At 36.8% G+C, this 15,100-nt stretch carries 17 protein-coding genes and 1 rRNA gene; 8 read left to right on the top strand and 10 right to left on the bottom strand.

The window, feature by feature from the left end; translation table 11 throughout:
• The 5 genes from ACJMLO_RS09575 to ACJMLO_RS09555 form a co-directional block, all read right to left on the bottom strand.
• The coding region (locus ACJMLO_RS09575) for a 4Fe-4S dicluster domain-containing protein (protein WP_405296229.1) at positions 1–410 on the bottom strand (410 nt) is incomplete at its 3' end.
• Positions 411–419: 9 nt separating this feature from the next.
• On the bottom strand, positions 420–1,289 hold the full coding sequence (gene porB, locus ACJMLO_RS09570; RefSeq protein ID WP_405296227.1) for a pyruvate synthase subunit PorB: 870 nt from the start codon (positions 1,287–1,289) through the stop codon (positions 420–422).
• 2 nt (positions 1,290–1,291) lie between these two features.
• On the bottom strand, positions 1,292–2,440 hold the full coding sequence (gene porA, locus ACJMLO_RS09565) for a pyruvate synthase subunit PorA (RefSeq protein ID WP_405296225.1): 1,149 nt from the start codon (positions 2,438–2,440) through the stop codon (positions 1,292–1,294).
• A gap of 14 nt (positions 2,441–2,454) precedes the next feature.
• Positions 2,455–2,697 carry a pyruvate synthase subunit PorD gene (porD, locus tag ACJMLO_RS09560; RefSeq protein WP_405296223.1) on the bottom strand — a complete coding sequence of 81 codons (243 nt, stop codon included), beginning with the start codon at positions 2,695–2,697 and terminating at the stop codon, positions 2,455–2,457.
• Positions 2,698–2,708: 11 nt separating this feature from the next.
• Positions 2,709–3,230: a pyruvate ferredoxin oxidoreductase subunit gamma gene (locus tag ACJMLO_RS09555; RefSeq protein ID WP_405296222.1), complete on the bottom strand. Its 522-nt coding sequence runs from the start codon at positions 3,228–3,230 to the stop codon at positions 2,709–2,711.
• 276 nt (positions 3,231–3,506) lie between these two features.
• Here ACJMLO_RS09555 and ACJMLO_RS09550 point away from each other — a divergent pair, with 276 nt between their 5' ends.
• The gene (locus ACJMLO_RS09550; protein ID WP_405296220.1) at positions 3,507–5,111 is read left to right on the top strand and encodes a dihydropteroate synthase-like protein; all 1,605 of its coding nucleotides are present in this window, start codon (positions 3,507–3,509) and stop codon (positions 5,109–5,111) included.
• Between the two features lie 2 nt (positions 5,112–5,113).
• Here ACJMLO_RS09550 and ACJMLO_RS09545 read toward each other — a convergent pair whose 3' ends face one another.
• Positions 5,114–5,479 carry a hypothetical protein gene (locus tag ACJMLO_RS09545; protein WP_405296218.1) on the bottom strand — a complete coding sequence of 122 codons (366 nt, stop codon included), beginning with the start codon at positions 5,477–5,479 and terminating at the stop codon, positions 5,114–5,116.
• Positions 5,480–5,647: 168 nt separating this feature from the next.
• Here ACJMLO_RS09545 and ACJMLO_RS09540 point away from each other — a divergent pair, with 168 nt between their 5' ends.
• Genes ACJMLO_RS09540 through ACJMLO_RS09515 form a run of 6 tightly spaced genes read left to right on the top strand, consistent with a single transcriptional unit; the run spans position 5,648 to position 10,362 of the window.
• Positions 5,648–6,460 carry an AAA family ATPase gene (locus tag ACJMLO_RS09540; protein WP_405296231.1) on the top strand — a complete coding sequence of 271 codons (813 nt, stop codon included), beginning with the start codon at positions 5,648–5,650 and terminating at the stop codon, positions 6,458–6,460.
• A gap of 4 nt (positions 6,461–6,464) precedes the next feature.
• Positions 6,465–7,622, top strand: a complete 1,158-nt coding sequence (locus tag ACJMLO_RS09535) for a vWA domain-containing protein (RefSeq protein ID WP_405296216.1) — start codon at positions 6,465–6,467, stop codon at positions 7,620–7,622.
• 8 nt (positions 7,623–7,630) lie between these two features.
• The gene (locus ACJMLO_RS09530; RefSeq protein WP_405296214.1) at positions 7,631–8,548 is read left to right on the top strand and encodes a TIGR00269 family protein; all 918 of its coding nucleotides are present in this window, start codon (positions 7,631–7,633) and stop codon (positions 8,546–8,548) included.
• Positions 8,549–8,551: 3 nt separating this feature from the next.
• A complete protein-coding gene (locus tag ACJMLO_RS09525; RefSeq protein WP_405296212.1) occupies positions 8,552–8,755 on the top strand; it encodes a MoaD/ThiS family protein in 204 nt (67 codons plus the stop codon).
• Positions 8,756–9,616 (top strand): damage-control phosphatase ARMT1 family protein, encoded by an 861-nt coding sequence (locus ACJMLO_RS09520; RefSeq protein ID WP_405296210.1) that lies wholly within the window; start codon positions 8,756–8,758, stop codon positions 9,614–9,616.
• A gap of 11 nt (positions 9,617–9,627) precedes the next feature.
• On the top strand, positions 9,628–10,362 hold the full coding sequence (locus ACJMLO_RS09515) for an NAD(P)-dependent oxidoreductase (RefSeq protein WP_405296208.1): 735 nt from the start codon (positions 9,628–9,630) through the stop codon (positions 10,360–10,362).
• On the opposite strand, the gene ACJMLO_RS09510 is transcribed toward ACJMLO_RS09515, so the two are convergent.
• The 4 genes from ACJMLO_RS09510 to mer form a co-directional block, all read right to left on the bottom strand.
• Positions 10,352–11,632, bottom strand: coding sequence for a nucleotidyltransferase family protein (locus ACJMLO_RS09510; protein WP_405296206.1), 1,281 nt, complete (start codon positions 11,630–11,632; stop codon positions 10,352–10,354). The genes ACJMLO_RS09515 and ACJMLO_RS09510 overlap by 11 nt on opposite strands.
• Before the next feature lie 24 nt (positions 11,633–11,656).
• Positions 11,657–12,142, bottom strand: coding sequence for a DUF308 domain-containing protein (locus tag ACJMLO_RS09505; RefSeq protein WP_405296204.1), 486 nt, complete (start codon positions 12,140–12,142; stop codon positions 11,657–11,659).
• Between the two features lie 37 nt (positions 12,143–12,179).
• Positions 12,180–13,262 (bottom strand): archaeosine biosynthesis radical SAM protein RaSEA, encoded by a 1,083-nt coding sequence (locus ACJMLO_RS09500; protein WP_405296202.1) that lies wholly within the window; start codon positions 13,260–13,262, stop codon positions 12,180–12,182.
• Positions 13,263–13,370: 108 nt separating this feature from the next.
• Positions 13,371–14,333 (bottom strand): 5,10-methylenetetrahydromethanopterin reductase, encoded by a 963-nt coding sequence (gene mer, locus ACJMLO_RS09495; RefSeq protein WP_405296200.1) that lies wholly within the window; start codon positions 14,331–14,333, stop codon positions 13,371–13,373.
• A gap of 649 nt (positions 14,334–14,982) precedes the next feature.
• On the opposite strand from mer, the gene ACJMLO_RS09490 reads away from it, so the two are divergent.
• A 16S ribosomal RNA gene (locus ACJMLO_RS09490) occupies positions 14,983–15,100 on the top strand; the annotation flags it as partial.

Raw genomic sequence — 15,100 nt, 5'->3', positions numbered from 1 at the left:
ATTTTGGACAAGAATTTTTCTTGATTCTTAGCCTTGACTTTAGCAGGATCAACAACGGAAATAGCTCTTTTAGTACATGCTTTTATACATGCAGGCCCTTCGTCTCTGTCAGCACAGAGGTCACATTTTTCAGCAACTTTGGATTGGAAAGTCATTGCACCGAATGGACAAACCATTACGCATAATCCGCAACCGATACATTTTTCAGCGTCGACACCTTCGTCGGTTATTGCTTCGGTTGGGCAGATTTTTATACATGGTGCACTTTCACAATGTTGGCATACAATGGAATAAAAGGAAGAATCATATTCTATTATTTTTATTCTGCTAGCACTATGGATTGATGCGCACATGTTTGAACAGTTGAGACATCCATCACATAAATTGCTGTTTACAACAATACTTTCCATTGTATCACCTTATAAGCCCAGTTCCTTACACTCTGCATCAACATATTTTTGAATCTTTTCAATGTGTTCGTCATTTAGGTGTCTGAATCTTTTTTGTGGTGCCAGGTATTCTTTTACAGGTTTTCTTTCTTCAGGCCTGTAAGTGATTTCGAATTTGCCGTCCACGATTTCATATAAAATCCAAGATCCAGTTTCTACAGCTAACCTACCCATTTCAATAGTTCTTTCAGAAGGGAATCCCCAACCTGTTGTACATGGTTGGTGTAAGTGGATATATGCAGGACCTTTGGTTTCTGCGGCCTTTTTGACTTTGTTAACATAATCTTCAGGATAAGCGATTGATGCGGTAGCCACATAAGGTATTCCATGAGCTGCCATAATCATTGGCATGTTTTTCTTAGGTTTGTCTTCCCCGAAACTTGCAACACCGTTCGGTGAAGTTGTTGTACTTGCACCGTATGGGGTCGCTCCACTTCTTTGAATACCTGTGTTCATGTACGCTTCATTGTCATAACAAATGTAGGTCATGTTATGCCCTCTTTCCATGGCTCCGGATAAGGACTGTAAACCAATATCTACAGTTCCTCCGTCCCCACCGAAAGCAACTACATTAACATCATCTTTTCCTTGAATTCTTAATGCACTTTCCACACCGGATGCAACAGCGCCGGAGTTTTCGAATGCTACGTGAATGAATGGAATTTCCCATGCAGTTTCCGGGTATGGTGTGGTCATAACTTCAAGACAACCAGTAGCGGAAATGGCCACTGTATTTTCACCTAATGCATTTAAAGCCAATTTAACTGCAATGGATGCTCCACAACCAGCACATCCTCTGTGTCCTGGTGCCAATAAATTTTTATCAGGAATGTCCACCATTTTTATTCCTCCTTAAGTCCTATCCATGTGACATCATTTTCAGGACCGTTTTTGGTAATTTCGTAAATTTCATTTAATGATTCAGGGGTAATGTCTCTTCCGCCTAAACCGGTAATGAATCCATAAATGTCTTTGTCGATTTTAAGTTTCATATCAGCATATAATGCTCCACCAATTCCGATTGAGAAGTTTTTGTCAACAACAGCGATTTTGTCGCAGCCTTTTACAACTTCATTAATCGCATCAACCGGGAATGGTCTGTATGCTCTGATTTTAAGTAAACCAACTTTTTCGCCTTTGCCTCTTAACTCATCGACAATAACTCTTATGCTGCTGCAAAGTGATCCCATTGCGACGAATATGATTTCAGCGTCATCTGTTTTATATCCTTCAACAAGACCGTATTGTCTTCCAAATATTTCTGCAAATTCATCGCAGGTCTTTTGGATTACGTCAAGAGATTTTTCCATTGCAACATCCATGTCATGTCTTGCTTCCATATAATATTCCGGATCTGCAAAGTTACCGATTGACATTGGGTCTTTTGGATCAAGATACGCATGTTCTGGAACATATGGAGGTAAAAACTTATCCACACTTTCTTGGTCTGGAATTTCAACAGGCTCAACAGTGTGGGTTAAGATAAATCCGTCTAGACATACCATTGAAGGAAGTAAAATGTCAGGATTTTCTGAAACTTTGTAAGCCATTAAAGTTGTATCCAATGCTTCTTGTGCATTTTCAACATAAATTTGTAACCAGCCTGCATCTCTTTGCACAATGGAATCTTGTTGGTCATTCCAAATATTTAATGGGGCTGAAATTGCCCTGTTTGCATCAGCTAATACGAAAGGTGTTCTCATACCTGCTGCGGCAAATAAAATTTCGTGCATTAACATTAATCCTTGTGAAGATGTTGCTGTAAATACTCTTACTCCAGCACCACTTGCTCCAACAGCAGCACTTATAGCACTGTGTTCTGATTCTACTTTGACATATTTAGCATCAATTTTTTCATCAGCAACATATTGAGCTAAGTATTCTGAAATTGTAGTTTGTGGAGTAATCGGATAAACAGGAATAACTTGTGGTTTAGCTAATCTTACAGCTTCTGCAACTGCTTTATTTGAGGTCATTACTTCTTTTACCATCTAATCACTCTCTTTTATTCTTTCACCATTTCGATTGAATCTGAAGGACATTCATATGCGCAAATTCCACATCCTTTACAGTAATCGTAATCAATATCATGTTGTTTGTTTACACAGGAATCTGGACAGAACAATATACAATTATCACAATCAATACATGATTCTTTATCTAAAACAGGTTTGAAAGTTCTCCAGCTTCCGGTCTTATTGTTTTTAGTATTTCCAGGGGTTTTTATTACACATCCTATATTAACCATAATCTCACCTATTAACCCATGTCGTAAGCTTTTTTGGTAGCTTCCGCATTCAATTCTCCAATTTTTCCAGGGAAGGTATCTTTAATAACTTCAAGAAGGGAATCGATACTTACCACTCCGGTTTTTTTAGCAAAATATCCTAGGATAATTGTGTTTACGATATTACGTCCTAACATGTCAAGTGCAATACCGGTAGCATCGATTTTGTGGACTACATGTTCTCCACTGCCTTCGAAGGTTTCAGTGTTAATAATTACTTCAGTATTGTCCTTTATTCCTGAAAATACATCCACTACATTTAACAATCCTTCATCTAAAACCAATACATAATCTGGGTGATAGACTTGGTATCTCATTTCGATAGGCTTTTCATCAATTCTTGTGAAAGCCATAACTGGAGCTCCTCTACGTTCAACTCCGAAAAATGGGAAAGCCTGAACAAATTTGCCGTCTTTAAATGCGGCTTTAGCTAAAATTTCAGCAGCTGTTACAGAACCTTGCCCGCCTCTGCCATGAAAACGAATTTCAATCATTAATTCTCCTCCATATATTTATCATGTATAATCATTATAAATTACAAAATATATAAATTTTATGTTGAAATTAATTTTTTGAATAATTTTGTTTTATTTTTTTTGCTTTAATCTTTTGTTTTTTCTTTGCTTTTTTATTATTCCATCTAATATTCTTATTTATTTATTATACAATTTTTACCTCTTTTTAGATAAAATGGCTATTTTAGGAAATATCAATTTTTATATACATTAAAAAATAATAATATATTATTAAAAAAATTTGGTTGGGAAGTTATGAAGGTTTTGATAATTACCGGAGAGTTGGCATATCCCTTGATAAAGGAGGTTGTTTCCTCATCAAAAGAGGATATAATTGTACACATTGCGGATAACACTCAGGTGGCTGCATTTCTAACTCCTAGACAAATTATTAAGGAAGTTAAAAACTCTTTTGCCGACCAGTTGGATGAAATTGACATGATTCTGGTTCCGGGATTAATCAAAAAGGGAACAAAGGAAATCACAAAAGAACTTGGAGTGCCGACATTCAAGGGTTCAACCGACGGTGCAGACCTTGCAATGGTCTTGAATCTGATAGGCAGCATTGACTTGTCGGAGGATAAGCCTGCAGACAAATTGATAGAAGAAGAAAAGAGAAAAGAAGCCTTTAAATTTATTGAAGAGTTTGAAAATGATGAGGAAAATATCAAGAGACTTCTTGAAAAGCCAAATAACATTCTAATCAGAAATCTTCCTGTCGGTGAGGATTTTCCGATGAGGGTACTTTCTGAAATTGCAAATGCACCATTTTTATCAAAAGAGGCACTAATCAACAAATGCCAGTACTTTGTCGATTCCGGCGCTGACATGATTGATATAGGAATGGCTGCAGGTGAAGACTTCTCTGATAAGATTCCAGAGCTCATTGAAACTTTAAGACCTATTGTCGGTGACAGGCCATTAAGTATCGATACGCTTAATGCAAAGGAAATTCAGGTTGCAGCCGAAAATGGAATCGATTTTGTTTTAAGTCTTGATTTGGGAAACAACTCGGAAGTTCAGGAAATACTAAAAGAAAAGGACATTCCGGCAGTATTGCTTCCAACCAATTTTTCACAGGGCAAATCACCAAAATCTCCGGCTGAACGTGTAGAGGCAATGCACCAGTTAATTAAGGACACTGAAGGTTTAAGGTATGTTGCGGACCTGATTCTGGATCCGGTTAACAGTGCAAGTATTGTCGAATCAATTATAGCATGCAATGAATTTCACAAAACCAATCCCGCACCGATGTTTTTCGGTGTCGGTAATGTAACCGAGCTTATGGATGCGGATTCCGGGGGAGTCAATGTGCTTTTGGCTGGAATTGGTATGGAACTGGGTGTCAGCATATTGTTCACTCCTGAAGAAAGTGGAAAAACAAGGGGCAGCGTATATGAACTTGCTACCGCATCCAAGATGATGTTTCTTGCAAAGCACAGAAAATCCATTCCAAAGGATTTGGGAATCAATCTTGTTGCATTCAAAGACAAACATAAGAGAAATGATGTTATTCTAAACGAAACCGAAGGTATTGAGCAGGTTCGCCAGGACAAACCGTTCAAATTTATTCGTGATAAGGCAGGCAGTTTCAAAATCAATGTGGACTATGGAACCACTGTAAAGGATAGCAGAATCACTGCCACTCATTTTAAGAAGAATAAGGCGGATTTGGTAATTGTCGGACACACTGCAAAAGAGATTTATGAAGAGATAATAGCCAAGGGGCTTGTAACCAGAATGGAACATGCTGCCTATCTTGGTTCCGAACTTAAAAAAGCAGAAATAGCGATGATTACCGGAAAAGAGTATGTTCAGGATTTTGAATTGTTCAAAAATCCTGATGAGTTTAAAAAATAGTTCTAATCAAAGTCTGTAGGATCATATGTTCCTTCAGCTTGTCCAGCTTGTGGAGTTGAACTATCAGATGAACTGGAGTCTGATGAGGAACTGTCAGAACTGGATGAATCTGAACTTGAACTGTCTGATGAACTACTGTCTGAACTTGCGCTTGATGTGGCAGGTCCACCATTAGAACTTTGTGCAGAATCTGAAGATGATATTGTATTGGCCGGAACATTATTATTATTTGTAATATTTGTTTGAGGCTCTTGAATTTCATTGTCATGATTAAAGGAAAGCCCTGTTCCACTTACAAATAAAAATACTGCCGCAACAACAATTATGATAGCTATCAATGCAATTATTATTGCATTTTCAGATTTCATTTTTTTACCTCCATTTAACTTTTGATTAATATATTATATTTTGCATTATTTAAATAAGTTACACAAGATTTAAATAAATTCATCTTTAAAGTTATTTTAGTAACAAAATTTTTTAGGAAGGTTTTGAAGTTGGAAGTTGAAGATATTAATATTAAAGACATCGATAAAATGCTTTTGGATGCAAGCTATGTTTCAAACAATGAGATTTCAACAACTCTCTATTTATCATTTCTGCTGGCAAAACCGATGCTTATTGAAGGTCCGCCGGGTGTTGGAAAAACAGAGCTTGCAAAGGTAATCGCCAAGTCTTTTGAGAGGGATTTCTTTAGGATTCAGTGTTATGAGGGAATCACTTTCGAGCAGATTGTCGGCGAGTGGAACTATCAAAAGCAACTGCTGCATCTCGAAGCGGCCAAAAACGATACAAGCAATGTGGATGAAATCTTTGATGATGACTTTTTTATAAGAAGGCCACTGCTCAATGCATTTTTGAATGAAAATGATTCCGTATTGTTGATTGATGAGATTGACAAGGCAGATGAAGAAGTTGAAAGTTTCCTGCTGCAGGCTTTAGGAGAACAGGAAATCACAATCAATGATTTGGGGACTTTTCAACTGAAAAATGATTTAATTGTTATTTTAACTTCAAATTCACAGAGGTCTCTTCTTGATGAGACAAAGGACAGATGTCTGTTCTTGTATATTCCATATCCTTCCGTTGAAAGAGAAATTGAGATTGTAAAATCAAAATTGCCTGATGCAGATGATGAAACAGTATCATATGTTGTCAAACTTGTTCATCAAATACGCAATCTTAATTTAATGAAAAAGCCATCTGTCAGGGGAACCGTCGATTGGGTTAAATCCGTTACCAATCTCGGAACCAAAGATTTGAACCAATCCCTTGAAGACAGCATTGGAGTGGCAATTAAAACCGAAAGCGACAAAAAGCGTGTAGTTAAAGATATTTTTGATAAATGATAAGATGATACATAAAATTGCAAACCTCTCTGCTGACTTAAGAAAGGAGGGCCTGCCGGTCAGTATCAGGAGTACCCAGGCTGCAATGGAGATTTATCAGGATTTGGGAGATTCAGATAAAAATCTTTTAAAGACAGCCCTTATGGCAGTTTATGTTAAGGACAGATATGACATTCCTAAATTCATGAAGATTTTTGAGAAGATATTTAAAGCGCCTGATGCTGAAAAAGAAATAAAGGAAGATTTAAACAAGAGCAAGGCGTATCGAGGTGGCGGACCGAAATCAAATAAGTATGTTATCAAAAAGCAGAATACGATCGGTAAAAAAATCCAAAAGGAAAAGGTCGACAATGAAAAATTAAAAATGCTTTCGGGCCAGCCTCTGCTTGAAGAAGCCAAAAAACTCGAACGTGATGGGGAACTAATGAACAAGGACCTGACAAAATTGAACAGGTTTGACCCTAGAATGCTTGAAATTTGTCAAAGGTTAGGAAAAAGGATAGCAAATAAACGTTCAAGACGTAAAATTGAAGCCACTTCACATAAAATTGATATGCGCAGAACCATGAGGGCAAATCTAAAGTATGGTGGAGTTCCAATCGAGCTCGTTAAAGCAAAGCCAAGACCTCATAAGAATGAGCATTTGTTTTTAAATGACATTAGCGGGTCATGTGAGTGGATCAGCAGCTGGTTTTTCATGTTAATGTTTTCAGCTCAAACAGCATTTAAACGATCAAGAACTTTCGAGTTCGATAATAAAGTAATTGAAACAACAAAAGCATTGAAGGAGGAATATCTGATAGATTCCTTTGTAAAAGTAAAGGATATGCGCGTAAAGAACATGATGGTTCATGGAACATCAGATATGTATTCTGCATTTAAACAGTTCCAGGAAAAAGCAAACATTAACAATAAATCTTATGTGATTATCCTGTCAGATTGCAGGGACTGGGCGGGACCGAAAGTCCACGGAATCCCTGCAAGTGTAGAATTGATGGAAGAAATTGTAAGGGATTCTAAAAAGGTTGTAATTTTAAATCCTGAAGAGAGAATCAAATGGGATATAGTTGACAGTTGTGTTTCCTTGTATGAAGAGGCAGGGGCACATGTATTTGAAGTGAATACTCTAAATCAGCTTGCGCAATTTGTAGAGCAAATGTAGGTAGTAATATGCAGTGTAGTAAGTGTGGAAATCCTAAAGTCATTATTAAAAAGGAACAGTCCGGCCAGTTATTGTGTAAGGACTGTTTCATTGAATCAATAGAAAAGAAAGTTATCAGGACAGTCCGAAAGGAAAAGCTGCTTGATAAGGGAGATAAGGTTTTGGTGGCACTTTCAGGTGGTAAGGATAGTGTTACGACCCTTGAGATATTAAATTCATTTAGAAAGATGAACGTCATCGACCTTTGTGCAGTAACGGTTGATGAGGGCATTGCCAACTATCGCCAGGAAGGGGTAGATATAGCCACCAGACATGCTGAACGTTTGGGAATTGAGCATAAGGTAGTGTCTCTCAAGGATGATTACGGCATAACTTTGGATGAGATAATGGAGAGGCCTGACCATAAGGGGTCATGCACTTACTGTGGCGTATTCAGAAGAACCATTATAAATAAGGCCGCTCGTGAAATGAATGCAACAAAAATTGCAACAGGACACAATCTTGACGATGAGGTTCAGGCCATAATGATGAATTACCTGGAAGGAAACACTGATAATTTAACCAAATTGGGCGCTAAAACAGAATCCAAAGCAAAAGAGTTCACAGTTAAAATCAAACCTCTTCGTGAAATTCCGGAACGTGAAATAGGTTTGTATGTTGTTGCTAAAGAATTGGAAGTTCACTTTGACAGCTGCCCATATGCAATGCAGTCATTCAGGGGGGAAGTTTCAGAGGTCATAAATCAACTGGCCGAAAAGCATCCGACAATTAAATATTCTACCCTTAGGGGATATGATAAAATCAAGGGCGTTTTGAAAAATGAAATGCAAAAGGAATATGCACATGGCAGATGTAAGCGGTGCGGAGAACCATCAGCAAATGAGTTATGTAAGGCATGTTCATTTTTAGAAGAATTGGGAGTGTAAACAATGTCATTCACATTAAAATATAAAGACTTAAATGAAAAAAGAGATTTGCCAAATGATAATTATACTATTAGGGATTTGCTCAATGAGTTAGGTTTATCTGCTCAGACAATGGTTTCTAAACAAAATGGCGAGCTTGTAATCGAGGATAGTGTAATCCAAGATGATGATGAGATTCAATTAGTTCAGATAATCTATGGTGGTTAAGTGAAATTAAGTTATGAATGTGGGCCCTGCTTTTTAAGGCAGGCAAGAGAAGCGATGGATTTATCTACAGATGACGAAATCCTTAAAATGGAGATTATGAACGAACTGTTCATCTTCTTAAGTGACAATTTTAAGTTTGGAGCCAATTCCAATGGCACGGGGTCTGCAATGCATCAGCTTATTAAGGAAAAGACTGGTTGCAGTGACCCTTATTATACACAAAAAGTTGAAGGAAATGAAATAGCTCTGAAACTGTTGCCTGAAGTTAAAAAAATTCTAAACGAGGATGAAAGCTTAGAAAACTATGTTAAAGTAGCTATTACTGGAAACATTCTGGATTTTGGAGCCTTTACATTGGAAGATGATATTGAAGGAGTTATAAGACAGGCTCTTAATAAAAATTTAGCGGTAAAAGACATTGAAGAGTTTGAAGAATCTCTTAAAACTCATGATAAGGTTTTATATTTGGTGGACAATGTCGGAGAGATAGTATTTGATAAGTTACTTTTATCAAAGATTAAGGAATACGGTTTGGACATTACAATTGCCGTTAAATCCGAGCCTATCATCAATGATGCGTGCAGACAGGATGCTCTTGATGCAGGTTTGGATGAATATGGTGAAATTGTGGAGATCGGATGCGGGACCGTCGGTTATGTGGACAGCAAAATCTCCGAGGAATTCCGCAAGATATTCAATGAACATAAATTCGTAATTTCAAAGGGAATGGGTAATTACGAAGGATTGACTGAGGTTGATTTATCATATAAGGATGTTTATTTCCTATTATGTGCAAAATGTGACACCATTTCAAGAGATATTGGTGTTAATTTGCAGGATATGCTTTTGCTTAAAAAATAATTAGTGATTTGATGATAATCGGATTTGTTGGGTTTGGAAAGGTTGCAGAGAATCTGGTGAGACTGATTAAATCAGACGATATAACTTTTCTAACTTCAACTGAAAACAGGTCATCCAATACAATATCCAATATTAAAAGGGCCAATGTTGAAGTTCTGCCTACCTTCAGGGAGGTTGCCAATTCATCGGATATTTTAATCTCCGTCACTTCACCAAAGGAAGCGTTAGGTGTTGGCGAAAGATATGGCCGTTATGTTAAGGGAATTTACCTTGACTTGAATAATGTTTCGCCCGATACAACAATTAAAATCAGTGAACATGTAAACGATCTTGTTGATGGGGCAATCATCGGCAAAATTGATTCTTCCAATCCAAGACTGTATATTTCAGGTGAAAAATCAGAGGAATTATTATTTTTGAATGATTATATCGAAACAAAAATAATCAGCGATAGGATCGGTGATGCCAGCAGGCTTAAATTGCTTAGGAGCACTTATACAAAAACTTTATCTGCACTTCTAATCGAATCGGCCCAGATTGCAAAAAATAATAATCTGGAAGAGGAATTTTTCGATATTCTTGCATTGACTGAAGGTGATGACTTCAAGGACAAATCCAAATCCCGAATCAACAATACATTAACTAGTTCCAAAAGAAAATCAGAGGAATTGGAAGAAATTGTTGATTATTTTAATGGTGAGGATTTGACAATGGTTAAAGCAGCTCTAAAAAAGCTTAGCCAATAACAACTTCAACCTTAAATCCTTTTTTAGCTTTTTTTATAAATCCTGTCACTGGAATGAAATGGGAATCCATTATATATCTTAAATATGTGACTTCAAGGGCAGGCAATCTTAAGTTGGTTTTAATCTTTTTGCCTTCGCTTTTAAACTGCACTGAAATTTTACCGTTTTTATCAACATATAAATCAGTGGTCAATCCCTCTTTTGTGATTTTTGTCTCGAATTTGGTTAAGTTCAGTCCGGCTTCAAGGCTTTGAGGCGGGCTGTCAACTGCAATGTTTTCGCTTCTGAACCTGTCATTGGCATCACGTGCGCTGATGCCTTTTTCGCCTTGACATGCAACATACCATGCCCTGTCAATGACTCTCTGGACTTTCTGATTTTCAGGAATCACTCCTTTGGATTCATAGCTTTTCATCAAATCCATCACTTCTTTTTTGCTCACGTCCATTTCAATGGAACTGATTGCCAGACGGGTCATTACCGGCCCATAATCGGATCTTCTAAAAACTGCCCAAATGGATTCCGGGTCTCTGTAAACCCTTCTTTTAATGATTTCATTTATTGTGTTTCCATTAAGGTAAGCTATCTTTTCAAGGTTTCCCCTTGAATATGTGTTCATTCTTTTGAATATGTCTGCCCAGTTGCGCTTGCCGGGAGTTCTGCCTTCATCAATTTCGCGCTGCAGAATTTCAACGGTACTTTTTGGAAGTAACTTTTTGACCTCTTCTGTAATGGTCATGTCATTGTCAATTATGGATTGTCTGATCAATCTTCCGGAATATTTGTCTTTATCGAATTCCTTTACAACATGATATGTAAGTTTCGAGCCCAAAAATTCATTTATGGCATACCACCGAATTTCGTTTCTGTTGGTATAGCTTTTTGGCATTCCAACAAAATTCCCTTCATCAATAAACTTCTGCGCTTTTGATTTTATCTCATCAAGGGAGATGCTGGCGGAGGTAATATAATCACTCGCTCCATCGTCAATCATTTGTTTAAGTCTAATCGGTACGCTATATGACAATACTAATCTGTGATGAAGTCCTTCAAATGATTTTACTTCATCTGCACCTAGGGCCAGTGCCATTTCTCTTCGTGCATTAAAATCAACAAAAAATGGGGCGTGATTTGCACTAAACCCATTATTCAAATAAACGACAACCTGTTTGCCTTCTTCATCAGCTAATTTGCGAGCTTCTTTAATTAAATATTCATGTCCCTTGTGTACGGGATCAAAATCTGCACTGATTGCTATCAATGTCAACACCAAAAAAAGAAAGTCATTGGATGGTCAGTGGCCATCCATCAATTTTAAAACACCGCTTATTATTAACCACATTCCGATTAATGTGCCGAGAATAATGGGTTCTGTAATATAGGTTCCTATAACAATGTACAATAGACCAAGAATCACTCCTGCTATTCCAATATAAAATCCATATCTTGATTCACGGTTATTAATCAAGGACACGACTCCCACGATGATTAATATGATTCCTGCGAGGTACAGGGTGATTTGTGCTAAAAATCCAAATATTCCGACATTGAATATTAAACAGATGCTTATGAAAAGCAATATCGCTCCAAAAATCAAGTCGAGTATTGCTCCTTTCTTGTTGTAGTCAATTATGGAAACTCCAACAACAAGAAGGTAAATGGATATCAATAATAATGATAGTCCGATTAAATCAGCCACTCCAATGAGTCCCATTATCGGAAAGATGATAATCATTAATCCAAAAAATATTGCCAATAAACTAATAAATTTACTTTTCATTTTTGCCTCCTATTAACTATTAATCGTTTCAGTTATATTAATATAATGGGATATGTTTTATCTCCACAGTTGATGAGTTCATGTCTGAATTTTTAACTTGGGCCAGCCATTCATTTTTACATTCGCAGTCGTAATCTATTTTTGTTTGAGTTAAGTTATTGGCTATTATCATATGTTTCAAATCCTTATTGCATTTCTTACAGTTGTATGGGCCACGTCTTGAGCCAAATCCTGAAGTGTCAAGGAGTGCAGGAAGATCAATTTCGTCTCTTACGGTATTGATTATTTCAACACATGACCAAATCCAAGGTGGCTGGTAGGCTCCCTTTCTCCAGAACCTTTCAATTACTGTTCCGCTATGGATGGTTGCTGGACAGAATGATAATCTGTTAACGCCAATTGAATCACAATAATGTGCAGTTTCAATTGCTTCTCTTATTGCTTGGCTTTCAGAAACTAAAATGGGCTTCACGAATATGTATGCCTTTGATTTTAAATTGTATCCTTTGGTCTCTTTTAGATTCTGCATCAGTTTTACTGCATTTTCAAAATCATCACGGGTAAATCCCTTATTGATTTTGTTTAATCTGGTGTAGTCGTCTGAAGTCTCAAGGCCTATGCTCACTTCAAACAGTGTGTCTCCTATGATTTCAAATATTTCATCAAGGTATTCCTCTTTTACATATTCGGGTCTTGACTCCACTACAATTTCTGTAACGTTGCCTAGGCCGATTAATGTTTTTAGGATCTCATCACGCGCTTCCTTTGGAAGTTCATAAGGGTTTAGAAAACTTCCGGAGGCAAATAGCTTCACTGAAATTTTATCCTCTTCGGCTATGGGATGTCTTGACAGGTGGTCATGGAATATCTTCAGGATAGTTTCTGTGCCAATCGGTTCTAAAGTACAGTCGGATACGTAGCTGCACATTGTACATCCTCCGCTGTCTCCCAGTGCCCAGGCACAGCCGGGTGTGGGCAATATTATAAATAGGGTTTTGGCAATTCCATCGTAAGTTAAATCATCATTATACCAACTTGCTCCCACCTGTTCGGGAGTTTTTGGTTCTTTTCTCTCAAAGGCTCTTTGCCTAATTTCTTTAGTTAAATTTTCAATTTCCATTAATAATATTATTAGATTAATGTTATAATTAAAAATTATGTTAAAAATAGTTTGTTATTAATTTGTGTATATGGGTTTAAAAAAATAAAAAAGAAAAAGTAAGCAAGTTTAGAAACTTGCAATTACGTCTCCTAATAATTTAATGGATTCTGCAACGTCTTTACCAACAGGGGATCCTGCTACGTATTGAGTTACGCCCATTTCAGCTAAGCCTTCAATTTTAGGGATGAACTCATCAGGAGTACCACATACGGAAAATGCGTCGAGTGCTTCATCGGTTACAGCACCAATAGCTCCACCGAAGTCACCTTTAGCTAAGAAGTCACCCATTTGTGTGTTGAATCCTTCAGGTAATCCGTGTCTTTCGATAACTGGAGGTGGGGAACCTGCTGCAATGAATGCAACTACAATTTTAGCTGCGTTTTTAGCTGCGTCAGAGTCTGCACCGATGGAAGTTGCAGTGTATGCACCTACATCAAATGCTTTGTCTCCACCTGCTGCTTCAATACCTTTTTTGATCATAGGCATAGCTGCTTCGTAATCTTTAGGGTTGGAAGCGTTAATTAATACACCATCTGCGATTTCTCCAGCGGTTTCTAACATTTTAGGTCCTTGAGCACCCATGTAAATAGGGATGTGTTCTTGAACAGCTTTTGCTCCACCTAATGCTGCTCCGCCTTCAGTTTTTTCTCCAGCTAATAAAGTGTTAATGTCTGCGATTGCAGCTTTAATAGTGGATACAGGTTTGGTCCATTCAATTCCTAAAGCGTCGAAAGTTGCTTTGTCACCAGGACCGATACCGAAGGTTGCTCTACCTTCTGAGATTTCGTCAATGGTTGCGATAGCGGAAGCGGAAATTGCAGGGCTTCTTACGTATGGGTTGGTTACACCAGGACCCATTTTAATGGTTTCAGTGTTTGCTGCAATTAATGCTAAGGTTTCGTATACGTTTTTATTGTTGTAGTGGTCTGTGATCCATGCGTATTCAAAACCGACGTCTTCTGCTAATTTTACTAAGTCTACTAATTCATTTAATGGTATTTGAGGTACGAATTCTATACCGAACTTCATATTTTATCACCAATAATATTTTAGGTTGGCAGTATATAAAGTAATTATTATTTGAAACAGATAGAAAGTTTTAAATATCATTTATGTTCTTCAATTTTGAACATTATAATAAAATTACTAGTATTAAAAAAAATATTTTTTTTATTACTTCGTTTGTTTTGGTTCGTGCAAATTAATTTTCAAAAAATTGTTTATAGAAAAAGTCATTAATCGCTTTTTTTAATTTGTTATTTAGTTAAATTTTATATATAAATATTTTTAATGCTTTTTAATATTTATTTTGAGTTAATATTAATTATTGCAATATTTTTTAATTGATTTTGTTAATAAAATTACTCTCTCTATTAGATGTGCTATGTGTTTTTATGGCGTTGGTTTAAGTCATATTGTATTTGCAATTCTGACTATGATGACTGCTTTTCCGCATGTAGCTATAAATTATCATATTTATTGTATTAATTGAATTATTAATCTCTTTAAATGTGCTTTGTGAGTACCTGAGTTTTTCGGGTATGATGTAAGTTTTGTAGATGTGGTGAAATTTGATTATAGAAACTTTTATATCAAATTTTATGTATTAATACTCGTCTATATTTTTTTTAGCGTACTTCATAATACTTTTTACATATTATGTCTGTTATGTGATTCAATTCTGTTTGATCCTGGCAGATGTTACTGCTATTGGGATTCGATTAAGCCATGCAAGTCGAACGAATTTAGATTCGTGGCGTACGGCTCAGTAACACGTGGATAATCTACCCTTAGGA

Origin of the sequence: Methanobrevibacter sp., assembly GCF_045120835.1 — an archaeon.
Classification (GTDB): Archaea; Methanobacteriota; Methanobacteria; order Methanobacteriales; family Methanobacteriaceae; genus Methanocatella.
Note: the sequence above shows the minus strand (reverse complement) of the source record. Positions and strands in the feature narration are given on the sequence as shown.